Origin of the sequence: Pseudomonas sp. CFII68 (assembly GCF_000416195.1) — a bacterium.
Taxonomy (GTDB): domain Bacteria; phylum Pseudomonadota; class Gammaproteobacteria; order Pseudomonadales; family Pseudomonadaceae; genus Aquipseudomonas; species Aquipseudomonas kilonensis.
This window is the reverse complement of the sequence record NZ_ATLN01000123.1, coordinates 203952-228403: the sequence shown is the minus strand read 5'-3', so window position 1 is coordinate 228403 and position 24452 is coordinate 203952. Positions and strand designations below refer to the sequence as shown.

Sequence of the window (24452 nt, the reverse complement as noted above, 5' to 3'; positions counted from 1 at the left end):
AGCTTGCTCGCGATGAGGCCCTCACATCTGCCTATAAATTTGTCAGCCCACCCATCGTTCTAGCTTGGATAAAGCCCGCTCCAGGGCTGGACACAGGTAAGGCAATGACGATTTCTCGACGATGGTTCATGGCAGGCCTGGCGCTGACCGGTGCCGCCGTGCCTGCGGTGTATTACGGGCATCGCGAACTGACCCGGCCGGACCCGACCATTACCCCCGGCGAGGCCTCGTTCGACGTGGCTGACGTAGAGGGCCAGCGCCGGGCCGATACGTTGCGGGGCATCTGGACGATCCGTTTCACCGGCCGCGACGCCGGTCTCGAAGGCTTGCCCCAGGACGGTCTGCAACTATTGCTCGATATCGGCCAAAGGGGCCGTGGCCTGGTGGGCTACCTCGACAGCGCCGAAGGCTTGCGCGCTACCGATGAGCCGCGTTATCGGGTGTTGGGCGACCTGGCCGGCACCGACCCGAAGCAACTGAGCTGGCGGCTGATGAGTGCTCGCCAGGACGCGCCGGACTACGAATTCATCATGACCCTGGACGAAGTCTGGGCCGGTTTCGGCAATGCCGGCAGCGCCACCCTCAGCGGTCGTGTGTTGCGCCTGGACCGTCCCATGGCACTGCCTGAACAGGACAATCATTTCATCGCCCTCAAGCAGCGTTTCCCCGAGGCCCGGGAGCGCACACCGCTGAGCCCGCCGTTGCTGGCCTGGCTGGTGTCGCCCGAGCATCGGCTGTTCCACCAGCTCTGGCACGCCACGCGGGACAAATGGCACACCCTGGACGAGGACAAACGCAATGCCCTGCGCGGCATCGGCTGGCAGCCCGGCCCGCGGGACCAGGAGCGTGATGCCCGCGGCCCGCGCAAGGATCGCAATGGCTCGGGCGTGGACTTCTTTTTCATGCACCGACACATGCTCGGCACGGCCCGTTCGTTCCAGCCGCTGCCATCGTGGCCGCGCTTTCCCTTGCCGCAACCGGAGCTGGAACGCGATCGCCTTGGGTTTGCCCGCTACCTCGATAACCACGATGGCACGGCCTTGCCGCCGACCTGGTTGGCCGATGGCGACGAGCAGTACGCCCAGTGGGTCAGCGACATCAAGACCGCCGAGACCTACCACAGCAATTTCCAGGTCTGGGAATCGCGCTACCGCGACCCGCGCTACCTGTCGAAATTGACCTTGGGCCAGTTCGGTTCGGAAGTGGAATTGGGCCTGCACGACTGGCTGCACATGCGCTGGGCCTCGGTGCCGCGTGACCCTTCCAACGGTCACCCGGTGCCGTTCGCCCGTGACCCGGACGACTTCGCCGCGCGCTGGTACGCCGCGGAAAACGACTTCCTCGGTGATCCGTTTTCCTCCCACGTGAGCCCGGTGTTCTGGGCGTTCCACGGCTGGATCGACGACCGCCTCGAAGACTGGTTCCGCGCCCACGAACGTTTCCACCCGGGCGAAGTGAGCCGGCTCGACGTCAACGGCGTGCCCTGGTACGCCCCGGGCCGCTGGGTCGAAATCGGCGACCCCTGGCTGGGCCCGGACACCCACGGTTGCAGCACCACGCCGGGGCTGCAGGTTGGACGTTCGGTGGAGATGGACCCGGAAACCATGAAACTGGCGCTGCGCATCACTTTCGGCAGCGATGACAAAAAGCTCTCCGAACTGTTCCGCCGCGTGCCGCAGCGGCCGTGGTATGCGCGCAATCTCAAGTCCAAGCCGGTGTAACCCTTCCTAGCTGGATGAACATCATTGTGGCGAGGGGATTTATTTGTGGGAGCAAGGCTTGCCCGCGATGACAGGCGATGCGGTCTCTGAGAGAACGAGGTGCCTGTAATCGCGGGCAAGCCTTGCTCCTACAGATTGCTCCGTCGCCACAGAGGCTGCGCAATCTACAAAGTTGTTTTCCGAGAGACCATGTCGGGTGGGCTCTCGGTTTTTTGTTTCAGGCAAAGACGAAATATTTGCGCACGGTCTCGACCACTTCCCAGGTGCCTTTCATGCCTGGCTCGACGACGAAGATGTCACCGGCCCGCAGATGGATCGGCGCCATGCCGTCCGGGGTGATGATGCAGTAGCCTTCCTGGAAATGGCAGTACTCCCACTTCACATAATCCACACGCCATTTGCCGGGTGTGCAGATCCAGGTGCCCATGATCTTGCTGCCGTCTTCGCTGGTGTAGGCGTTGAGGTTGACGGTGTGCGGGTCGCCTTCGAGTTTTTCCCATTTGCAGGCGTCGAGTACGGGCAGCGGATGGGTGTCGCGCAGGACGGTGATGGGTGCGGTCATGTGAGCTCCGAAAGGGGCAAAAGAGAACAGGCACCCTAACGCGCGGCATGAGCGGGTAGATGTCTGTGGTCGACACCGGGCTATCCAGAAGCGCGCATCAATCGGCCAGATGCCGAGCCAGGGCCATGGCGTAGGCCGGCAAACCGTCGAAGTTGCGGGCGCACAGCAGCAACGCCCGGTGTGCCCAAGCCTCTTGCAGTGGGACGCATTGATACGAAGGCTCGGGTGGGCGCCGGTCGATGGCAGCCTTCGGCACGATGGCAATGCCTGCACCATGGGCCACCATGCGAATCATCCCGTCGAAACCATCGGCGCGAATGCGCACTTGCATGCGTGAGCCGATGTGCAGGGCCTGCTCTTCCAGGTGGATCGCCAGGGCGCTGGAGGCGTTCAGGCCGACATAATCGTGGCTGAGGGTCTCGCTGAAACGTACGGCGCGACCGTCAGCCAGGGAGTGTCCGGTCGGTAGGATCAATACCAGCGGATCGTCGCGAAAAGGCCAGGTCTGAAGGCCATCGGTGTCCACTGCGTCGGAAACGATCCCGAGGTCTGCCGCGCCTTGGCGCAGCGCATGGGTGATCCGTGAGCTGGGCAATTCCTGCAGGTCAATGTCGAGGTTGGGATGGGCCTGGAGAAAGCCGGCCAGCAGCTCGGGCAGGTATTCGGTCATGGCGCTGGTGTTGCACAGCAGCCGCACCCGGCCTTTGACGCCTTTGGCGTATTCGGCCAGGTCCTGTCGCAGGCGTTCGGCCTGTTGCAGCAGGATCCGGGCGTGCTCGGCCAGGGCTTTGCCCGCGGGCGTAGGCGTTACGCCACGCCGCCCGCGTTCAAGCAGGTCGATGCCCAGGGACGCTTCCATGGCCCGCACTCGTGCGCTGGCCGCGGCCAGGGACAAATGGCTGCGAGCGGCGCCGGCGGTGATGTTGCCGGTGTCGAGGATGTTCAGGTAGAGGCGCAGGTCGGTGAGGTCGAAGTGCATGGAAGGGGTCCTCTCTCAAATTCTGCGGTGTTGGGTATGCCGTCTTCGCGAGCAAGCCCGCTCCCACAGTTTGAAATGCAATCCCCTGTGGGAGCGGGCTTGCTCGCGAAGGCGCCAGTAGCACCAAAAACATTGTTAGCCTCTTGCTAAAAGAGAGGCACCCTCAGTATATGGCAGATTTTCAAGCCAAGCCCCGGGGCGCACGATACCCCCATGAACACACTCATCGCTTTTTATCAAAACCTCGGCCTGGCCCTTTCCCTGCTGGTTATCGGCACCTTCCTGCTGGCCGGCACCATCAAGGGTGTGATTGGCCTCGGCTTGCCGACCATCTCCATGGGCTTGCTTGGACTGGCTATGGCCCCGGCGCAGGCTGCGGCGCTGCTCATCATCCCGGCGACCCTGACCAATCTCTGGCAATTGGCGTTTGGCGGTCATCTGCAAGCCCTGCTCCGGCGCCTGTGGCCGCTGCTGCTGGCGATTTTCATTGGCGCCGGGCTCGGTACGCTGTGGCTCGGCATGACGGGTGGGGCCTGGGTGGTGCGGGCCTTGGGCGGGGCGCTCGTGCTGTATGCGCTGAGCGGGCTGTTGCTGCCAACGTTGCGGGTCGGCGCCCGTGCCGAGCCGTGGATCGCTCCGCTCTGCGGGTTGCTCACCGGCCTCATCACTTCCGCCACTGGCGTATTCGTCATTCCGGCGGTGCCCTATCTGCAAGCGCTGGGCCTGAGCAAGGACGAACTGGTACAGGCCTTGGGTCTGTCATTCACCGTTTCTACCCTGGCCCTGGCCGCCGGCCTGTTGTGGCGCGGCGCACTGGGAGGGGGCGAATTGAGCGCTTCGTTGCTGGCGCTGGCACCGGCGCTGCTGGGGATGTGGCTGGGGCAATGGTTGCGCCAGCGGATCAGCGCCGTGTTGTTCAAGCGGGTGTTTTTTGTCGGCCTCGGCGTGCTCGGCGGCCATCTGCTGATCAGCGGCTAGCCGAGGACGGGCTGAGCATGTCGACGCGGCGGATGTCGAAGTCGCGCTCCAGATAATCCATGCGTTGCTCGAAGAACTGCTGCATGTGCGGCAGGTTCGAGTGCACCTCCAGGTGCGCCTGGGATGCCCAGATCTCATAGAAGATAAACAGCGTCGGATCCTGCTGGTCCCGCAGCATGTGATATTCGATGCAGCCGGGTTCGGCGCGGCTTGGTTCGACGTAGGCGCGGAACAGCGCTTCGAAGGCTTCGGCTTTTTCCGGACGGGTCTTGGCGTGCAGGATGAAACCTTGCAGTTCGCTCATCGAGGTGGCTCCTGAGATAAAAGAGGTCTCGAAGTCTAAGGCAACAATCGGTCGTTCATTCGTGCGTATAGGTCAAATCAGTTTTGCCGTTGGGCTGCTTATTCCCCATGAAGCTCATCGTTATTCTGCCGCCATCATTTTCAACCTTTCCATGCAGCGGCCCTTCGACGGCCATGCCGTGGAACCCGATGAGGCTCCCCATGAAAAAAGTCCTATTGCTCAACGGCGGCAAACAATTCGCTCACTCCGACGGTCGCTACAACGCCACCCTCCACGACACGGCGGTCAGTGTGTTGGACCGTGGCGGTTTTGATGTGCAAACCACCTTCATCGACGGCGGCTACGACATCAAGGAGGAAGTCGCCAAGTTCCTTTGGGCCGACGTGATCATTTACCAGATGCCAGGTTGGTGGATGGGCGCGCCCTGGACCGTGAAGAAATACATCGACGAAGTCTTCACCGAAGGCCACGGCAGCCTCTACGCCAGCGACGGTCGGACCCGTTCCGATGCCTCGCAGAAATACGGCAGCGGTGGCCTGATCCAGGGCAAGCAGTACATGTTGTCGCTGACCTGGAACGCCCCGCAGCAAGCCTTCGACGACCCGACCGACTTCTTCGAGGCCAAGGGCGTGGATGCGGTGTACTTCCCGTTCCACAAGGCCAACCAGTTCCTCGGCATGACCGGCCTGCCAACCTTCCTGTGCGTGGACGTGATGAAGCGCCCGAACATCGAAGGGGATGTGGCGCGGTATGAACAGCATTTGCGCGAGGCGTTCGGTCTGAAGGCGTGACCTGTCTTTTACCTCACATCCCGATACTATCCTGTGGCGGGTGGGTAAACCTGCGCTGTGGGAGCAAAGCTTGCTCGCGAAACAGACCCCTCGATCCCCGAAAGACCGCGGCGCCTTCATCGCGAGCAAGCTTTGCTCCCACATCGCGAGGATAAATCCCCTCGCCACAAGAGAGATCAGTCGACAGGGGGATACGTGAAAGCCAGATCCGACGAATTGCAGATTTTCATCTGCGTGATCGAGTGCGGATCCATCTCCGCCGCCGCCGAGCAGGTCGGGCAGACGCCGTCGGCGGTCAGCCGCACGTTGTCGCGGCTGGAGGCCAAGCTCGACACCACGCTGATCAACCGCACCACGCGGCGCATGGACCTGACCGAGGAGGGCAAGTATTTCTTCGAGCAGGCCAAAGGCATCCTCGACCAGATGGATGAGCTGGAGGAGCGCCTGTCATCCCGCCAGAAGAACCCTGCAGGCCGGTTGCGCATCAACGCGGCCTCGCCGTTCATGCTGCATGCCATCGTCCCGCACATCGAAGAGTTCCGCAGGCTCTACCCGGACATCCAGCTCGAACTCAACAGCAACGACCTGATCATCGACCTGCTGGAGCAAAGCACCGACATCGCCATCCGCATCGGCACCCTCACCGACTCGACGCTCCACGCCCGCGCCCTGGGTTGCAGCCCGTTGCACATCCTGGCCAGCCCCGCTTATCTGAAGCAGCACGGCACGCCGTCAAGCGTCGCCGAACTGGCAGGCCATGCGCTGCTGGGGTTTGCCCAGAACGAGGGCCTCAACCAGTGGCCGCTGCGCCACGTACACGGTGATCGTTGGCCGATCCAACCCGCCATCAGCGCGTCCAGCGGCGAGACCGTGCGCCACTTGGCGCTGCAGGGGCAGGGCATTGCCTGCCTGTCGGACTTCATGACCCGCGAAGACATCCGTGCCGGTCGGCTGAAGGTGCTGCTGGCCGACGCCAACAGCGGCTATCGCCAGCCGATCAACGCGGTGTATTACCGCAACTCGCAACTGGCCCTGCGCATCCAGTGCTTCCTGGACTTCATCCAGGGCAAGCTCGCCGGCTACGCCTCGCGGGAGTTCAAGGGCTGATAACCCCCTATCCCTGTGGGAGCGAGCTTGCTCGCTCCCACAGGGTGTGTGTTGGCATGTTGTCAGTCGTGCTGCACGCCGGCGCGCTTGAGCATTTGCTTGCAACGCTCGGACAGGTGGAACACACGCAGGTGCTTGCCGGCTTTGCTGTAGCGTTCGCGCAGGGTCTTGAGTGCGGCGACGGCCGAGTAGTCGACGAAGCGCAAGTGACGGCAATCGAGGGTCACCAGGGCCGGGTCGTTGGCCGGGTCGAACTGGTTGAGGAACGGTGTCGTCGAGGCGAAGAACAGCGTGCCGTGCAGGCGATAGAGTTTGCTGCCGTCGGCTTCCTGGTGCGTATCGGCGTACAGCTCCCGGGCCTGTTGCCAGGCGAAGTTGAGCGCCGCGATGACGATACCGCAGAGCACGGCCACCGCCAGGTCGGTGAACACCGTAATGATGGTCACCGCGATGATCGCCAACACATCACTCTTCGGCACCTTGTTGATCACCCGCAGCGAGGCCCAGGCGAAGGTCTGCTGCGCAACCACGAACATCACGCCCACCAACGCAGCCAGCGGGATGCGCTCGATCAGCGGCGACAGGAACAACACGAACAGCAACACCATCACCCCGGCCACCACGCCCGATAACCGTCCGCGCCCACCCGAGCTGAGGTTGATCACCGTCTGGCCGATCATGGCGCAGCCGCCCATGCCGCCGAACAGCCCGGAGGCGATGTTGGCTGCGCCCAGCGCCACGCATTCACGGTCCGGATAACCGCGGCTCTGGGTGATTTCGTCGGTCAGGTTCAGGGTCAGCAGGGTTTCCAGCAAACCGACCATTGCCATGATCACCGCGTAGGGCATGACGATCTGCAGGGTCTCCAGGTTCCAGGGAAGATCGGGCCAGGCGAAGGCGGGCAAGCCGCCGGCGATATGGGCCATGTCGCCCAGCGTTCGGGTGGGCAGGCCGAGCAGGTAGACCGCCAGGCCGATACCGAGGATCGCCACCAGGGCCGGCGGCACGCTGCGGGTCAGCCGCGGCAGCAGGTAGACGATGGCCATGGTCAGTGCTACCAGGCCGGCCATCAGATACAGCGGGCTGCCGCTGAGCCAGGTTTCACCCTGCTTGAAATGCTCCAGTTGGGCCAGCGCAATGACAATCGCCAGGCCGTTGACGAAGCCGAGCATCACCGGGTGCGGGACCATGCGCACCAGCTTGCCCAACCGCAACAGCCCGAAGGCCATCATGAACAGCCCGCCCAGCAGCACGGTGGCCAACAGGTATTGCACGCCGTGCTGCACCACCAGCGCGATGATGACCACGGCCATTGACCCCGCCGCCCCCGACACCATGCCTGGCCGGCCGCCGAACAGGGCGGTCAGCGTGCAGAGGATGAACGCGCCGTAGAGCCCCATCAGCGGGTTGAGGTGGGCCACCAGGGCGAAGGCGATGCATTCGGGGAGCAAGGCGAAAGAAGTGGTGAGGCCGGCGAGGGCGTCGGCGCGAAGACGTGCTGATTTCATGATTTACCTGACTGGGCGCCGGTGGAGAGTCGGCTGCCGGGGAGTGGTGCAAAAAACAGGGGCGGATGGTACGGAATTGAGTGCGGGGCGGCCAGCCGTCTGTGGCGAGGGGATTTATCCCCGCTGGGGCGCGCAGCGGCCCTATTGCTTTTGGGGCTGCTTCGCAGCCCAGCGGGGATAAATCCCCTCGCCACAGGGAGCGATGAAAGTCTTGCGCTGAATTTTCATCAACGCCGTGTCGCGATGTCCGTCAGCGACAAATTTTATCTGTGCGCGAAAATTACTTTCAGTGGGTTTGAAGATTCTCCGTCGAAATGATTTATGAGTTTCACAACACATCGACGTGACCCCATTCGAGGAGTAACGCATGGCCCCTGCTTTCGGTTATTGGCTCCTGGTCTACGCGGCCATCGCGATCATTGCGTTGATCGTTCTGATCGCCCGTTATCGGCTCAATCCGTTCATTGTGATTACCCTGGTGTCCATTGGCCTGGCGTTGCTGGCCGGGATGCCGCCCTCGGGTGTGGTGGGGGCGTACGAGGCGGGTGTCGGCAAGACGCTGGGGCACATTGCGCTGGTGGTGGCCTTGGGCACCATGCTCGGCAAGATGATGGCCGAGTCCGGCGGGGCCGAGCGCATGGCGCAGACGCTGATCGAGCGTTTCGGCGAGCGCAACGCCCACTGGGCGATGGTGTGCATTGCCTTCCTGGTCGGGCTGCCGTTGTTCTTCGAAGTCGGGTTTGTGCTGCTGGTGCCCATCGCCTTCACCATTGCCCGGCGTGTGGGCGTGTCGATCCTGATGGTGGGGCTGCCGATGGTCGCCGGGCTGTCGGTGGTGCATGCGCTGGTGCCGCCGCATCCGGCGGCGATGCTGGCGGTGCAGGCCTTCCAGGCTTCGGTGGGGCAGACCTTGCTGTACGCGATCCTGATCGGCATTCCCACCGCGATCATCGCCGGCCCGCTGTACGCCAAATTCATCGTGCCGCGCATCCAGCTACCGGCTGAAAACCCGTTGGAGCGACAATTCCTCGACCGTGAGCCGCGCGCGAATCTGCCGGGCTTCGGCGTGACCCTGGGGACCATTCTCCTGCCGGTGATCCTGATGCTGATCGGCGGTTGGGCCAACCTGATTTCCACGCCGGGCAGCGGTTTCAACCAGTTCCTGTTGTTCATCGGCAACTCGGTGATCGCCTTGCTGCTGGCGACCATCCTCAGCTTTTGGACCCTCGGCCTGGCCCAGGGCTTCAACCGTGAATCGATCCTCAAGTTCACCAACGAATGCCTGGCACCGACCGCCAGCATCACCTTGCTGGTGGGCGCCGGCGGCGGTTTGAACCGGATCTTGGTGGACGCCGGGGTCACGCAACAGATCGTCGGCCTGGCCCAGGAATTCCAGCTGTCACCGCTGGTCATGGGCTGGCTGTTCGCCGCACTGATGCGCGTCGCCACAGGGTCGGCCACCGTGGCAATGACCACCGCCTCGGGCATCGTCGCGCCCGTGGCGATTGGCCTGGGTTATCCACACCCCGAGTTGCTGGTGCTGGCGACCGGCGCCGGGTCGGTTATCTTTTCCCACGTCAACGACGGCGGCTTCTGGCTGATCAAGGAATACTTCAATATGACCGTCACCCAAACCTTCAAGACCTGGACCGTGCTCGAAACGCTGATCTCCGTGGTCGCGTTCGCCTTGACCCTCGGGCTTTCACGCTTGCTTTGAGCGCAACGCCACCCAACAGGAGCCGCCATGGACATCCTCTACCAGATCCGCTCCCGGCAGGATTCCTTCAGCGCCGGCGAAGGCCGAATCGCTCGGCTGATGCTCGACGACGTGGGCTTTGCCGCCTCCGCCAGCCTCGATGAACTGGCCCAACGGGCGGAAGTCAGCAGCGCTACGCTGTCGCGGTTCGCTCGCACGGTCGGGTGCCGCGACCTGCGGGACTTGCGCCTGCAACTGGCCCAGGCCAGCGGTGTCGGCAGCCGTTTCCTTGACCCGGCTGGCGCGCCTGAGCAATCGGCGTTTTATGGACAGATCGTCGGCGATATCGAAGCGACCCTGCGCCAGCATTTGTCGGCGTTCGAAGAGTCGCGGTTCGGCGATGCCGTGCGGATGATCGGCAAGGCGCGGATGATCCATGCGTTCGGCCTCGGGGGCTGGTCGGCGCTGTGCGGCGAGGAGTTGCAGGTGCGGCTGGTGCGTTTTGGCTACCCGATTGCCGCCTGTCGCGACCCGGTGATGATGCGCATCACCGCCACCTCGTTGAGCGACCAACATCTGGTCATTGCCTGTTCGCTGACCGGTATCACGCCGGAGCTGTTGAGTGCCGTTGAATTGGCCCGCAGCTATGGCGCGGCGATCCTGGCCATCACCCGTGCCGACTCGCCACTGGCCCAACTGGCCGACTGCGTGCTGCCCCTGCAAGGCGCTGAAACCTCGTTCATCTACAAACCCACGGCGGCGCGCTACGGCATGCTGCTGGCCATCGACGTGCTCGCCACCGAGCTGGCGCTGGCCCACCCTGAAGACAATCAAGAGCGCCTGCGGCGGGTCAAACTCGCCCTGGACGATTACCGCGGCGGCGACGATCACTTGCCGCTGGGAGACTGACATGCTGTACGACACGCTTATCCGCAATGCGCTGGTCATCGATGGCAGCGACGCGCCTGGCTACCGCGCCGACGTCGCCATTCGCTCCGGTCGCATCGAACGCATTGGCGACTTGCGCGATGCCCGGGCGGTTGAAGACATCGACGCCGCCGGCCGCGTGCTCGCGCCTGGCTTCATCGACGTGCACACCCACGACGACACGGTGGTCATTCGCCAACCGCAGATGCTGCCCAAGCTCAGCCAGGGCGTGACCACCGTCATCGTCGGCAACTGCGGCATCAGCGCTTCGCCGGTGAGCCTGCGGGGCGATCCACCGGATCCGATGAACCTGCTCGGCACGGCCCAGGCGTTCGCCTACCCGCGCTTTACGGATTATCGCGCAGCCGTAGAGGCCGCCACACCGGCGGTCAACGTGGCTGCGTTGGTCGGGCACACGGCGTTGCGCAGCAATCACATGGACGATTTGTTGCGCACCGCCTCGGTGGGAGAAATCGCCGCCATGCGTCGGCAATTGCGCGAAAGCCTGGAGGCCGGTGCCCTGGGGTTGTCCACCGGCCTGGCCTACGCCAACGCGTTTTCGGCGTCCACCGACGAAGTCATGCAACTGAGCGAAGAGTTGGCCGCGTTCGGTGCGGTCTACACCACCCACCTGCGCAGCGAATTCGAACCGGTGCTCGAAGCCATGGACGAGGCCTTCCAGATTGGCCGACACGCCCAAAGCCCGGTGATCATTTCCCACCTCAAATGCGCGGGCGCCGGTAATTGGGGGCGAAGCCCGCAGGTGCTCGCGGCGTTGGAGAACGCGGCGCAGACCCACCCGGTCGGCTGTGATTGCTATCCCTATGCGGCCAGCTCTTCGACCCTGGATCTCAAGCAAGTGACTGATGCCCATCGCATCACCATCACCTGGTCGACACCGCATCCGCACATGGGCGGTCGCGACCTGACCGACATCGCCAACGATTGGGACGTGTCGCTGCTGGAGGCGGCCCGGCGCCTGCAACCGGCCGGCGCGGTGTACTACGGCATGGATGAGGGCGACGTACGACGGATCCTCGCCCATCCGTTGTCCATGGTCGGCTCCGACGGTTTGCCCGAAGACCCGTTTCCCCATCCGCGCTTGTGGGGGGCTTTCCCACGGGTACTGGGACATTTCAGTCGTGACGTCGGGCTTTTTCCGTTGCACACCGCCGTGCACAAAATGACCGGCCTTTCGGCGGCGCGCTTCGGCCTCAAGCAACGGGGCGAAATTCGTGAAGGCCATTGGGCGGACCTGGTGTTGTTCAATCCCCAAACCATTCGCGACGTGGCCGATTTCAACGAACCTCAACGAGCTGCTGACGGTATCGATGGCGTGTGGGTCAATGGTGTCTTGAGCTATCGCGAAGGACAGGCAAACGGGCGACGGGAAGGTCGATTCCTGGCGCGCGAGGGCGATCTGCGCCAGGGATTTGGTCTATCGAATGACGTGTAAGTGGCTGATATTGTGTTAATTGGCGTCACAACAACGGCACTGCGACACTAAAGAACCCCGGTTCAAGGCCGAAGCAATGGGGTCAACCCATCTAAACTGGGTCTTTTCAGCCAGGGAGCAACCCATGAGCTTCGGTAAAACCACCCCAATCCTACGGATCTTCGATGAAGCCAAGGCGTTGGCGTTCTATGTCGACTTCCTGGGCTTTACCGTCGATTGGCAACATCGCTTCGGTGACGACTTCCCGCTGTACCTGCAAGTCTCCCGCGGCGACTGCGTGCTGCACCTGTCCGAACACCATGGCGACTGCACGCCGGGCTCGGCGTTGCGGATCGAGACCGATGAGCTGGAAGCCTTCCAGCAGCAATTACTGGCCAAGCAATACCGCTACGCCCACCCCCAGATCCAGGCCATGCCCTGGGGAAGCCAGGACATGGCGATCAGTGATCCATTTGGGAATCGGTTGGTGTTTACCAATGCGATTAGCGTGTGAACCGTTTAGCGACTCCCGGATCCTGCCGACGCAAGGTGTGTTAGCCTCAATCAATGATTTCATTGATTGCAGGAGGCATCATGGCCAGCATCACCATTCGAAACCTTGACGACCAGATCAAAGAACAACTGCGGATAGCCGCGGCCCATAATGGGCATTCGATGGAAGAAGAGGCCCGGTTGATCTTGGGAAAGGCATTGGCCTCTGTCAGTCAAGCAGGAGGTCTTGGCAGCCGGATCCGCAGCAGATTCAGCGCAAGCGGTGGGGTTGAGCTCGATTTGCCTTCGCGACAGGAGAAGGCAAAGGCGGTGGATCTTTCCGAATGATCGTGCTCGATACCAATGTCCTGTCAGAGTTCATGCGGTCTGAGCCTGACGCTAGAGTGTTGGCTTGGGTCGACGTGCTGCCAGCGATGGATCTTGCGATCACTGCGGTGACCGTGGCGGAAATCCTCCATGGCATTGCCCGACTCCCATCCGGTAAGCGCAAACAGAAACTTGAATCCCATGCGATGGCGATGTTCGAAGAAGACTTCGTTGGGCGAATATTTCCGTTTGACGCTCATGCCGCCGTTGAATACGCGACGCTGGTGGCGAACTGCGAGGCAAGGGGACGGGCGGTGTCGATGGCCGATGCGCAGATCGCCGCTATTTGCCGAGTTCGCGGCACTTCGATTGCGACTCGAAATGTTCGGGATTTTGAGTTTTCTGGGGTCGAGGTGATCGATCCCTGGCAGGCCAATTAGGTTTGATCTGATCGTTCACGCAGGCCATGCCCTGGGGTAGCCAGGACATGGCGGTGGTCGATCCGTTTGGCAATCGGTTGGTCTTTACCCGCGCTGAGCTTTACTGACGATACTCATTGATCGACGCTACGTGGAGATTATATAAACGTGGCGTCCTCAGTTGGCGGCCTGTTGGGATACTAACGTTTGGTGGAATGATTGCGCTGCAGTTGAAACAGGCGATAAATGGTTCCGGTTGCGTCACGTTCTGTAATTTTTCGGTGAACAGCGTCGTATCCGCAAGTACTCTTTCACGCTTTCCCGGATAGAGCGCAATAATGGTGTTAAGCGCTCCAACTTCTCCATGAGCCCCTGGTCCTCCGGTTAGTATTGGAATGATTCCATTGGAAGCCTCGATATGGCTCTCGATAAATTCTCGGGTTGGCTGTTGAAGTTCGTACAGGTCGTCAATTGTTCTGCTTAGCGTTGGGTCGAGCCTCAGCGCATCGGTATCTACTTTAAACTGATAGTGCGGGTCTTTTTTCCTGTCTCGGTAATTCTCGGCCAAGTTTTCCATGTAATCAGCCGTATTACTGATTTTGTAGCTTCCGAAATTCAGGTAGAAATCCTCGCTGGTAGCGGAGCCATCATAATACGGGTCTACCCCGCGATATCCCGTTGCGCCGGATTTTGGCTTGGGAAGATTGTAATGCTCCATGATGGCCATATCGTTGTCGCCCGCGTGATCTTTAATAACGCCATAGGCGTGAACAACAATAACGTTGTTGCGTTTTGTCTTGCTAAAGCCGGGGCTGGCATCGGGGTCTTCTTCAGGGCCTTGTTTGCCCTTCTTCGCTGGAGATGGTGGCGTCAGCATTTTTTTCGAGCGTTCCTCCCCATCCTGTTTCGTCCATTCGACAGGGTCGATTTCCTTCCCCTGAGCATCGGTGAGTACCAACCCTTGGTGATCGACATACCTCATCGGGTTGTTCCCGACCATGCAATACAAGTTCAACCCATCAACCGCCCCCGCCGGGTCGGGACTGATCCAGCGTTGCAACCACGGTGCGTAATACCGATGTCCGTAGTAATACAACCCGCTGGCATCGCGTTCTTTGCCGGAGTAGCGAATGGTCCGGTAGTCGGCTTCCACGGCCGAACGGGATGCCACCCACGCGGTTCCTCCGTAGGGCAGGTAACTTTCCTGGCTGATCAGGTCGGCCTGATCGTCGAGCTCCAGTGAGCTGGAGCCCAAATGGTCATCGAGGCTGTAGCGCAGTTGGTTGGTCGCGATCTTGGAGGGTCGACCTTTGGTCCAATGCAGATAACGCACGCTGCAGCGTCCGGCTTGCAGGGTGATGACCTCCAGGTGCTCGTTATGACGGGTGCGGATTTCGAGGCCTGGCAAGTAGCGGACTTCGCCAGTGAGGGTCATCGCCGCGGTATGGGTCGTCTTGACCTTGCGCACGCGTTGACCGCTGCTGTCGTAGCTATAGCGTTCAATGTCGTCGGAACTGCCTTCACGCTTGACCTGCACCACACTGTCGAGCTGGTTGCGGCTATTCCATTCCAGTGCCTGGCCCGGGCATAGGGCCTGAAGGTTGCCGTTGGCATCGAAGCTCATTGTTATTCTGGTCGTGGTGTCGTCGCCCTGGCTCCAAGACACGAGGCGATTGCTGGCTGCGGCGACATTCAAGGTGCGGGTGTAGTTATTCCCTTCGCGTACATGACGCAGTTCGGTCAGGTTGCCGCCGTCGTCGTACGTGTATTGCTCGGTAAAGTTGAATAGTTGCGTGGGGTCGAATGAAATCGTACCGGCGGTGGGAAGGCCGGGGGGCGCCGCCAGCCCGGCGGCCTCACGCCCCGTGGCGCTGGTCAACTGGTAGAGGCTGTCGTAGGTGAAGGTGCTGACGGGTTTAACCCGTTGATTGCTGTTGAATCGCTCAGGTTGGACGTTGTCGCTAAGTTGAGTCACGTTCCCCACGGCGTCGTAGGTGTAGTGGAGGTCTTGCAAGGTTTTGCCAGGCGCCGATGCGCTGAGCGAGGTCAGCCGCCCGCTGGCCGGATCGAACACCGCGCGACTCGTCACGCCATTGCCGGCGGTTTGCGACTCGACCTGGCCGAATGCGTTGTAGACGAGGTCTTTGACGATGGTTTTTTTTGCCTCGGTGCCTTTGATTTTCAGGCTCACGGATTTGAGTTGGCCCGCGACATCGAAGGCGTGGTGCTGTTCGTGTCGGGCGGCGTCGGTCTGCTGGATAATTTGCCCTAGAGCGTCGTAGGACCAACTCGTTTTGTAGCCTTCTCCCTCTTCAAACAGACCATTGCGATCTTTCACGTCGGTTGGCCAGTCAGGTTGTGCCGTCTCGCTCAGAAAGTGCCTTGTCTGGCTGCGCGGTTTACCGCATAACGCATATTCGTCAACGATCAGCGTGCCCGCGCTGTCATCGTGGCGGATGAGCGCGCCGCAACGATTGAGCCTCGTCGATTCCTGCGAACTGTCGCCGTAGCCCAGGCACTCTACTTTGCGCAGTGCTTGGCCTGCGGCTTGTTCCTCGACGGTGGTCAGTCTCAGTTGGTTGTCGTAGGTCGATTGCCAGTGATTTCCTCGTTGATCCCAACTGTGCAGGATCTGTCCGGCGTCGCCAGGCAGGTTCAGGCGCCATCCGGCATCGACGCTTTTTACTCGCAATGGTTTGCCGGACAGGCTGTAGACGCTCGCAAGATTGGCGTCAGTTGCGTTGGCGAACCGAGGGTCGCGCTGGGCGATCAACCGTCCGGCGACGTTGTGCTCTTGCCGGTTGGCGCGCGTCTGGGCTTTTTCGCCTTCCTTGCCTCGGCAGTAAGCCACCTGGCGCACCGGCAGGCCGCGGCCGTCGACGACGTTGAGGGTGGGAGTCTTGTGATGAAGGCGCGCGCTCATGCCTCACCTCCCGCTGTCGTGGCATGTTCGGCCATGACTTCTTCCAGCGTATCGTTTTCGTCCTCCTCCACGGTGTACCAAGGATGACGGGTCTGCCGACGCATCCAGGAAAGTCCATTCTGTTTGGCGAGAAGGGCGTGGGTGGGACGGCCCAAGGCATCGTAAAACTGCTGGTCGCAATGGCCGAACCGCCGAAAGGATTTATCGTTGATGTAGCGGTGTTGATCGGCAAAATAGGGGCGGTAGATCCGGATCGCCAATCCCTTGCTGTTGTATTCCACCCGTTCGCTGACACGCCAGCGCGTTGCGGTGATCTGTTCCTGCGGCTTGTCGCCCTCGAGTGTCAGTTCACCCTTGGCATCCACGATGTAAGCCCTGCCTGATTCGACCTGCTGCTTACTTTGCAACTGGCGACCAAAGCCATCGAAGCACGTCATGGCGATACGGATTTGTTTCTGCTCGTCATCGGGGTAACGATCGGCGACCAGTGTGGCGATGTGTATCGGCTCACGTTTAGACGTACGAATTTCGCGTTTCAGTTTTCTATCGTCGGCAGGAACTACCTCGAGTTTCGACAGCCGGGCGCGAGCCGAAGCGCGAATAGGCCCGGTTGGCAGTACGTCACCGTTGCTCACACAGCGCTCTAGCCAGTCGGTGTCCTGCAAGGCCGCCGCCGATACGTTTCCCATCCAACTGAATGGCGCGTAATAGGTCGCGGTGGCGGCGTCCTGCAAAGCATCCTTGCCCTGTGCGATCGCTTCTGCCGGACTTTTAGGCGATGGGTTGAACGCTGCGATCGGTTTGAAACCGACAGGGTTGTTGTTCTCGTCGCCGTAAAAGGTGCTGGCCAGTACCTGGCCGAAGGCATCGGCAAGACCTTCCTGCACGTTACCGTTGGGGTCTTTGACCCATTGGGGCAGGAAGCTACGGTAATCGTATTGCGCCTTGGTCATAGCGCCATCGGGCAGTTCGAACCCGGTAACGAAGCACGTGTATGGGTCGTAGCTGATCTTGGTCACGCCTTGGCTGTCGCTCGGCTGCACGGTCTTGGTTTTGTAGAAACCTTCCAAACCGGCGTAGGTCGCGAAGCCACTCTTGACTGACCAGAGCTTGCCGGCTGGCGTGCCTGTGGCCAGGAACTCAGCCATGGAGTGATAGCCAAGCTCCGTGAGCATGTTGTCGTCGGGTTGAGAGGCCGATGGCAATAGATGGAAGGCTTGCAGGGCGGTTTCGTCCAGCTCGGCGGTTTCCAGATGGTCGACCAGGGCTTCGAAGCTGGCGTTGCCGTCCGGCAGCGTTTCGTTGGCAGAAGCTTTTTTGTAGCGTGTTATAGAAAGGTCGGTGAGAACGGCTTGGGTCGCCCAACTGGGTTTTCCGACGCGTTCGGTGAGCTTTTCATAATTAATACCCTCCGGTGCCAGCCCTCCGTCTTCAGGCGCCTTGGGTCGTTTCAACGCGTTGGTCCGTTGGCGATAAGGTAAACCCAGGCGCCATTCTTGAGGCGTTTGCAGGTTGATGAATTCGGCGCGAGTTTGCGTCAGGTAGTAGAACTGTTGCGCTGGGTCATGAGCATCCCGCCACCATTGTTGTGGGTCTGGATCGCTGAACGGTGCGGTATCTTCTGGCGTTTTGCGTCGGGCGTAATGGATGATCACGCTGTGGATCACGGCACCGTACCGATCATGCTGCAAGTTGATCGTGTGCTGGCACCGGGGGTCGTCGTCCTGGCCTTCGTATTGGTAGCTGATGGATTCCAGCGGCAGCGGCAACAGGGCGGCATAGCGCCGCGGGCCCTGGGGCGCCTGTTGTAGACGGATCCGATAACGGTGTTCCTGGACTGAATACAGCGTCTTGTCGTTGCCCCCTGCGTACGTCTCGCTGCGCAGTAAATGACCGCTCAGGACGCGGCACATTTCAAGCCTGGTCGCTTCGTCTGTCGCCCCAATCAGCTCGTCCTCGCTATTGTCATCTTTGTATCGGCACAGCAAGGCTTTACCCAACGCCTTGGCTTGCGAATCGGTGCCGTGATAGTCGCTTCGGTCCATGTCCACTGCCTGGCCGGTATGAAACCAGGTTTTTTTCAAACAAGGCTCTGTGAAGCCTGGCGAATCGGCATCGTTGGTATAGGTTTCATTGTCGGTTTGTATCAGCAAACCGAAGCCACGGAATTCCCGTTCGACGCCGTCGTAATAACCTTGGCGATAGGAAAAACACTGGGTCAGGCGATTACCGGTGATCTCATCCCGCTGGACCTGGCGCGACACCAGGTGCAGGGGCAACGGTACGTGGCAGGCAAGGGACTCCTTGGTTATGACCCTTGCCGCTTTCTCGTCCAGCCATTCCTGGGCCGAGCTGCGATAAGCAATGCGGCTGGCGGCGCCCATGTTGTTGTTGGTGCCGGTGAGCAGATACGGCTTTTCCTCGACAAAGTCGTAGCGCCAATGTTGCGCCGGGGTTAGATGCGGCACGCTCAACACCAGGCTGGAGCAACCCAGCCCTAGCAGGTCGACGATGCTCACCTGGCATAAGTTGTCGTAGCGCAGGCCAGTTGGCCAGAGCAGCGTAATCGCGGGAGCGAAGCCATTGCCGCAGCGGTTCATGAAGATCAGCGCTCGATCCGCTTGCAGATAGATCAGGTCGGTGGCACCGGAACCATCCAGGTCTGCGAGACGGATGCGCGAGGCATCGAAGGTGGGGTAGGCGAGGCCCGGAAAATCCATCACGATGCCTTTGCCGAATCGCCCGTGGCCAAGGTTTGGCCAGCACTTCACTTCGTCGTGGCGAATGCGCACCAGATGCTGCTGGCCGCTACCGAGCAGATCGCTGAAAGCCACCAGTTCGCAAGGCGACCCGTTGAATACCGGCAAGGCATCGTCATCGTCGTGGCGAGGAACTTCTCGGGCGGCAGCGAACCCCCGCTCGCGCTGATTGGCATACAAGCGAACGCTGCGGGGACCGATCAGGGCAAGGTCGCTGAGGCCTTCGCCCATCAAGTCGGCCAGATGCCCTTTTGAGTTGAAGAACTCTGCCGGAAACGCCTGGAATGTCGCGAAGTCCGACCATTTCCTATCAGCGCCCAGGGAAAAAAAGCCGCTAAGCCCCGGTTGGGCGATGATCCAGTCCAGTCGACCGTCACCTGTGAGATCACTGAGCGTTTGGTGCAGTGTCTTCGCGGTGTCGGCGACGGGAATCTCAGGCAGCGCTTTCCCCTGGTCGTAAGCCACTTCATCCGTCTTGGCTTCAGCGCGCATGGGCTCACGGTAACGCCAGCCTGCATCGCTTCGATGGAGCAGGCCGGGCAAACCTTCGCCGTACAAATCCACCCATTGGAAACCTTGTTCGTCGCTGAACCCTGCCATGTTCTCAACGTGTTTCCAGGCGGGCTTATCGAACAGGCCTTTGAATCCGCTGTAGTAAAACTCCATGGGGGGACGGCTTTGGGGAACTGTTCCGTCGCCGAACGCTTGGTCATGCGCTGCGCTCAAGAAGTTATAGCCCAGGAGCGTCTGGCGGTAATCAAGCAGCAGACGTCGCACGAGAACAGGATCGGCGCCCAGCGCTTCGGGAAAGCGATGGAACATCAACACCTGGCGACATAGGCGATCGGTACGCAGTTCGAAACCGTAGGCAAAGGTGGAAAACCCATCGCTACGTTTTTGCGGTTGCAGTGCTTCATAGCGTGGTTTTTTCTCGTATTCGGTGCTTCGCTCACCGTAGTCGAACAGCAACTCGAAGTGCCATTGGCCCTGTGTGGGCGGATCTGTTTTCCAAGCGTAAAGGCGGGTGTCGGCCTTCACATTGCCGTAACGCACATGGCTCAAATAGCGTTGGGCTCCGCCATTTCCCGCGTACACATATTGAATGTGCTCACCATGTGCATTCAGGCTTTCCTCCAGCAGCCACTCACCTACGCGGCTTGCGTCCTGGGGATCGGTTCGTCGCGACTCGGGATTTTTCCCGTAGACATGCAGGCTGCCATCGGCCCCGTGCACGAGCCAGAAACCCGGTGTATCTCCATCCGACGACCAATGTTCAATCCGGTCGAAGCTGCTTTCGATTCTTGGCAGGTGACGCGTCACCGTGTAGGTCGTGCCCAGGTCCAGGCCGTTGTAGCGATTGACTCGGGTTGGACGAGTGCCGTGTTCGGGCAACCAGACCACGCCGCTGGGGCCGACGATTTCATCGTCGTCGTTATAGGCGGGCACGCCCTTGCTGGTGCGTCGCGCCACACAAGGCAACGACAGCCCCCAGCCGATACCGAACACGCCGTTGCCGGCTGAGCTGCTGTAGCTCAGGGACAAGGCCGGAGCAAAGCCGCGTCCGGGGGAAATCGGCAATGCAACTTCATAGGAAGCTGTGCCGTGGGCGCCGACGTTTCCCCACCCCTTACCAATGCTCTGGATGGCACCGCCGCCTTTGGGCAGGGCCGGCGCGGTAACCGGCAATGCGGGTTGCTCGTTCATTGCGCACCCCCGACCCTGGCGGTATAGCTCACGTGTACGATGATGTCGGTCAGCGACTCGAGCATGTCCCTTTGTGCCTCGGGGTTCGGGAATGTCAGTTGCCATTTGGAAACCGCACCGGTGTATTCAAATGGCAGGTAGCGCTCATCGTTGAAGGTCAGGGTGAACAGACCGTTGTCGTCGACGCCGGTGGACAGGGCGATCTGTTGGTTGGCGCGCAGGTTCTCCATGACCCGCCCCTTGGCATCGGCGGACATGTACACCTTGCTAGAGGTCTGGGTCAGCGTGGCCCGGATGTTTTCGTAAGGACCAACAATGGCCGGCAAGGAAACGCTGATGGTTTTGATCCGCCGCAAGTAGTGCTTCTGACCCTTGTAATCATTCTCGAACAGGTCGTGGGGCAGCTCGAAGTCGCATTGACCTTTCTTCAGTGCGGCATGCATGTCCAGCCATGGCTCGTTGATCGTCGAGGTTGCGGTCTGGTCCTTCAATTGACGCAATGAAATCGTCTTGCGGATCTCCAGTTCTCGCTCGCTACGGCGTAGATATCCGGCCTGCATGTTCAACAGGCTGAGTTTCAATTGCTCGCCTGCTCCGAGCCCTCGATAAGTGGTATTCCATACGCCTGGCTGAATGAATCGCGTGTCGCAATCGCCAATTTCGTATTGCCAACAGTGCTCGGCGGCCAAACACAGGGAGAGCGTAGTGTCGTAGGCCTGGCGATAGAGTGCGGCAAACTGGCTGTTCAGCCATTGGTACAGCTGTGCTTTGGTAAAGCGCTTGCTGAGAAAGTCGTAATAGGTCTTGGTTTGGCTCAGGGTTGATTCGGCCAGGCGCAGTTGCAGGCGAGTGGCGGTTTCCTGCTCGGTGGATTGCGCCAGTTGTGCGTCAATCTGGGTCAGCTCGAGCTGTGATTGATCATAGGCGTGTTGCCAATCTTCCCGGCGGCGATCGAATATGGCCTGACGGTCGAGGTCGGCCGCTATCGTGCGGGTTATGATCGCGCTGCTATGGGCGGCCGCAGAGGCCGCGAGCGCCGGCCCCTCCCAACGGCTGCCGCCAAAGCTGAAGCCCGCGACGTTTGGAACCAGCATCAGCCCAGCAGCTGCGACTTGGAAGGCCATTGCAGCGGCCTCCATCGTGCCGCTGGATACGTTGAACCAACTGACGCTTATTTCCTTGTTGCTTAGGCCATCGTCCAACAGTTTTTTGTAATGGGTTGAGCGGTTTTGCGCAATGGCTTGGCTTGCGAGCAGCGCCTGGCGGTTCTGACGATCGATATTCAAGGCCTGGCGTTGCAGGTCGACCGAGATCTTCGCCAGGTTCCAGGCTTGCTGCTGCTGTAGCTCTTGTAACTGTGCCTGCTCCTTGCGCTCGACCAGCGACAGCAGCGTGGCGCCAAATTGGCTGAGGCTTTCCACTGCGCTCAAGGCCTGGCTGTGCATGACCGAGAACCGATAGTGCGGGACAGATGTGGTTGGCAATCCTTGAACCGTATTGCTCGAAGTATTCAATACAGCGGGGCTGAGCAATACGCGAGGGTCCAGCGGCACGGCAAATACCGGCAGATGCAGCGGCTTGCCGGCGATGTCGAGGTTGTGCCGCAAGTTGTACAGGCGGCTTTCAGCAATGTCCCAGCACTGGAGCAACTGCGGGTTGAACGGCAGGCGCAAGTGCGGGCTGTCGATGGCTGGCCAGGACGCGTGCAGACTGCCCCCGCGAGCGGGCAATGAGGGCTGGGAGCGGGCGAGTGATCGTTCAAATGTGCGTAAGTCGTCACTGGTCGTTTCGCCCAACGTTTTCAGGTTGATGTTTACCCAGTGATCGACTGATTGAACGGTCGGGCGTGGCCCCAACAGATCCAGTACCCGCACGTACCACAGCTTTGCCTCGCTGAGGCCGTCGGGGGTCAGCTCGCGGTAGGCGGCGTCACCTCGATTGATCAGGATGTCGAGGTACAGGAAGTACAGCGCCTTGCGAAAGTGCGCCGGATGACTGAGCGCGATCTGATGAGGGTCGTGGGGCGCCTGGTCGGCATACGAAGGCGTGCTGCTATCGAGTAGGGGAAGGGCCCTCCAGCAGTTTTCTTTGCCGCGACCTGGATCGAAGAGGCGGCGCAACCAGCGTTCGGCTTCTTCATAACGTTGTTCGGCGTTCAAGCGATGGGCGACCAACCAAGGCAAGTAGAGGAACAGCTCGGTGAAGTAACGGCCGTAGGGACCATGGAAATCCATATTGTTGTTGGGGGCGTCGGGTATGACGGGCTCAGACAAGTGTTGTGTCGTCCAGTCGAACAGCTCATCCAGACCGTTCTCTGTACGGCGGATCAGTTCTGCGGCGAACGTGGTGTTCAACCTGATCGGCTGGCTCGGTCTGCCACGAAAAGCGGATAGGGAAAAATCCAAGTACTGGACCGTTCCTTGGCCGCCTAGCGACTTTTCAGTGATTTGGGGGACGCTCTCCAGAGGAAGGAAGTACAGGGTCGCAGGCAGAAAGGCGTTGATCTCGTTGTTTTCATGGGTAATCGGAAGGCGCCTGAGAGCGGCATTGGTTTGAATACGTCTATCGTTAGCGTCCAGGAGTTTTTTTCGGAGCATTTCGTTGAGCTGCTTTAGATCTAATTCCGTTTTTTGGGGGGGCGGGTCCGACAAGTAAGGCTGGACGCTAAGGTCCTTATTGATGCAAGCGGTTCGAAGGAAAATACAATTGTCGCCGGACGCAGGCTGCTTATCGGCCTTGGCCCCCAAGGATAGAAAAAGCAGGTCCTGCCAGACAGTAATATGATGCTCTGCGACGGTGCACAGTAATGGTTTGATAGCGTTAATGTTCTTGCCGGCAAACGCCTTGTCCTCGCAATAACCCTGCAGGCCAATTCGCGGTGCGCTCCAGTTTCCATTCTGTTTTTTGAAACAGAAGCTCAAGCGCAATAGTGGATGGCTCGTACCTGCTTGCTCGGCGGAGGCATGTGCGGAATCAGTGCTAGAGGCCGTCGGATCTTGGTGTATGCATTCTGCCCATACGATAAACAGACGGTTGTTGAAGCGCACGGGCCGGATCGAATGTTCAACTGCGGTTTCGGGAATAGGCACATCGGCTTTTTCCCAATCCGACCAGGCGAACGGAGCCGGCCCGTCGAGTTTGGACGCGGTAGCGGGTGGTAGAGGGGGCGTGTCGGCGACCGGACGTTGCCCCATGTCCAACGAGCGCCAGAAGTAGGTGTTTTCGGTGCGTGACTTGGCAATGAAATAGTAGGTGCTGTTGGCGAAGTCCTCGCCATCGATGTAGCCGTTGAGAATATTCAGGTTGGCCATTTCTTCGAATCGGGTCAGGTAGGCCATGACCGCCGATTGAACGGCGTCGGCCTGGATCCGGTTCTGGTTGAGGGCGTTTTCCAACTGCTGGAAATTGTCGCTCTTGTTGTTCCTCAGGATGGGGTCCAGATAACTTGCGGGAAAATAAAGCAGCTTTTGATGAGCCGCCCAGATAGCGTATTGATGCATCTCGTTGCGCCACGTTTGCAGGTGCTCCGGCGTGATGCTTGCCCGATCGTAGCCGGGCTCCATATTCATCAGGATACGGTTGATGTATTGCTGAAGACTGGCAATGGCGCACGCCACAGGCGTGGTGGGCACATCCTGGCTGACCAGCACGTCCAGCAGCCAATATTCGTAGAGGTCCTGGGCCGTCTTGAGCCGAGCCGTCCCGGTCAGGCCATTGTCGGGCACGACTTTGTCCAGGTAGAACGCCAACTGCGCATCGCGCAGGCTTTCATCCAGCTGCTTCTTCATGGCAACGGTCATATTCAATCCTTGAATAAAAA

The 24452-nt window shown here is 60.4% G+C and carries 18 protein-coding genes; 10 read left to right on the top strand and 8 right to left on the bottom strand.

Features of this window, described 5'->3' with window-relative positions; all coding sequences use genetic code 11:
* Positions 1–104: 104 nt before the first annotated feature.
* Positions 105–1721, top strand: a complete 1617-nt coding sequence (locus tag CFII68_RS03065; protein WP_074849746.1) for a PvdJ/PvdD/PvdP-like protein — start codon at positions 105–107, stop codon at positions 1719–1721.
* Positions 1722–1938: 217 nt separating this feature from the next.
* On the opposite strand, the gene CFII68_RS03070 is transcribed toward CFII68_RS03065, so the two are convergent.
* Together CFII68_RS03070 and CFII68_RS03075 are read right to left on the bottom strand one after the other, a co-directional pair.
* The gene (locus tag CFII68_RS03070; protein WP_003197542.1) at positions 1939–2283 is read right to left on the bottom strand and encodes a cupin domain-containing protein; all 345 of its coding nucleotides are present in this window, start codon (positions 2281–2283) and stop codon (positions 1939–1941) included.
* 97 nt (positions 2284–2380) lie between these two features.
* Entirely contained in the window at positions 2381–3262 is an 882-nt protein-coding gene (locus CFII68_RS03075; protein WP_018613061.1) for a LysR substrate-binding domain-containing protein, read from the bottom strand.
* Between the two features lie 213 nt (positions 3263–3475).
* Between CFII68_RS03075 and CFII68_RS03080 the strand changes: the two genes are divergently transcribed.
* Positions 3476–4240 carry a sulfite exporter TauE/SafE family protein gene (locus tag CFII68_RS03080; RefSeq protein WP_018613059.1) on the top strand — a complete coding sequence of 255 codons (765 nt, stop codon included), beginning with the start codon at positions 3476–3478 and terminating at the stop codon, positions 4238–4240.
* On the opposite strand, the gene CFII68_RS03085 is transcribed toward CFII68_RS03080, so the two are convergent.
* Positions 4230–4544 (bottom strand): putative quinol monooxygenase, encoded by a 315-nt coding sequence (locus tag CFII68_RS03085; RefSeq protein ID WP_018613056.1) that lies wholly within the window; start codon positions 4542–4544, stop codon positions 4230–4232. The two genes, CFII68_RS03080 and CFII68_RS03085, sit on opposite strands and share 11 nt — an antisense overlap.
* 55 nt (positions 4545–4599) lie before the next feature.
* Positions 4600–4746, bottom strand: coding sequence for a hypothetical protein (locus CFII68_RS27595; protein WP_018613054.1), 147 nt, complete (start codon positions 4744–4746; stop codon positions 4600–4602).
* Here CFII68_RS27595 and CFII68_RS03090 point away from each other — a divergent pair.
* Both CFII68_RS03090 and CFII68_RS03095 read left to right on the top strand, forming a co-directional pair.
* Positions 4745–5335, top strand: coding sequence for an NAD(P)H-dependent oxidoreductase (locus CFII68_RS03090; protein ID WP_018613052.1), 591 nt, complete (start codon positions 4745–4747; stop codon positions 5333–5335). The two genes, CFII68_RS27595 and CFII68_RS03090, sit on opposite strands and share 2 nt — an antisense overlap.
* A 195-nt stretch (positions 5336–5530) precedes the next feature.
* Complete coding sequence (locus CFII68_RS03095) at positions 5531–6442, top strand: LysR family transcriptional regulator (RefSeq protein WP_018613051.1); 912 nt, start codon at positions 5531–5533, stop codon at positions 6440–6442.
* Positions 6443–6504: 62 nt separating this feature from the next.
* Here the strand turns inward: CFII68_RS03095 and CFII68_RS03100 are convergent, their stop codons facing one another.
* Positions 6505–7950: a SulP family inorganic anion transporter gene (locus CFII68_RS03100; protein ID WP_018613049.1), complete on the bottom strand. Its 1446-nt coding sequence runs from the start codon at positions 7948–7950 to the stop codon at positions 6505–6507.
* A gap of 367 nt (positions 7951–8317) precedes the next feature.
* On the opposite strand from CFII68_RS03100, the gene CFII68_RS03105 reads away from it, so the two are divergent.
* The 6 genes from CFII68_RS03105 (at position 8318) to CFII68_RS03130 (ending at position 13267) form a co-directional block, all read left to right on the top strand.
* Entirely contained in the window at positions 8318–9667 is a 1350-nt protein-coding gene (locus CFII68_RS03105) for a gluconate:H+ symporter (RefSeq protein WP_018613047.1), read from the top strand.
* A gap of 27 nt (positions 9668–9694) precedes the next feature.
* The gene (locus tag CFII68_RS03110) at positions 9695–10555 is read left to right on the top strand and encodes a MurR/RpiR family transcriptional regulator (RefSeq protein ID WP_018613046.1); all 861 of its coding nucleotides are present in this window, start codon (positions 9695–9697) and stop codon (positions 10553–10555) included.
* A gap of 1 nt (position 10556) precedes the next feature.
* Complete coding sequence (locus tag CFII68_RS03115; RefSeq protein ID WP_018613044.1) at positions 10557–12029, top strand: amidohydrolase family protein; 1473 nt, start codon at positions 10557–10559, stop codon at positions 12027–12029.
* Positions 12030–12153: 124 nt separating this feature from the next.
* Positions 12154–12522 (top strand): glyoxalase superfamily protein, encoded by a 369-nt coding sequence (locus tag CFII68_RS03120; protein ID WP_018613042.1) that lies wholly within the window; start codon positions 12154–12156, stop codon positions 12520–12522.
* Between the two features lie 80 nt (positions 12523–12602).
* Complete coding sequence (locus CFII68_RS03125) at positions 12603–12848, top strand: hypothetical protein (RefSeq protein WP_018613040.1); 246 nt, start codon at positions 12603–12605, stop codon at positions 12846–12848.
* A complete protein-coding gene (locus CFII68_RS03130) occupies positions 12845–13267 on the top strand; it encodes a type II toxin-antitoxin system VapC family toxin (protein ID WP_018613039.1) in 423 nt (140 codons plus the stop codon). The genes CFII68_RS03125 and CFII68_RS03130 overlap by 4 nt, the downstream gene beginning before the upstream one ends.
* Before the next feature lie 100 nt (positions 13268–13367).
* On the opposite strand, the gene CFII68_RS03135 is transcribed toward CFII68_RS03130, so the two are convergent.
* Genes CFII68_RS03135 through CFII68_RS03145 form a run of 3 tightly spaced genes read right to left on the bottom strand, consistent with a single transcriptional unit; the run spans position 13368 to position 24432 of the window.
* On the bottom strand, positions 13368–16169 hold the full coding sequence (locus CFII68_RS03135) for an RHS repeat domain-containing protein (RefSeq protein ID WP_018613037.1): 2802 nt from the start codon (positions 16167–16169) through the stop codon (positions 13368–13370).
* The gene (locus tag CFII68_RS03140) at positions 16166–20632 is read right to left on the bottom strand and encodes a SpvB/TcaC N-terminal domain-containing protein (RefSeq protein ID WP_018613035.1); all 4467 of its coding nucleotides are present in this window, start codon (positions 20630–20632) and stop codon (positions 16166–16168) included. The genes CFII68_RS03135 and CFII68_RS03140 overlap by 4 nt, the downstream gene beginning before the upstream one ends.
* Positions 20629–24432, bottom strand: a complete 3804-nt coding sequence (locus CFII68_RS03145; protein ID WP_018613034.1) for a neuraminidase-like domain-containing protein — start codon at positions 24430–24432, stop codon at positions 20629–20631. Before CFII68_RS03145 ends, CFII68_RS03140 begins: the two co-directional genes overlap by 4 nt.
* Positions 24433–24452: the final 20 nt, after the last annotated feature.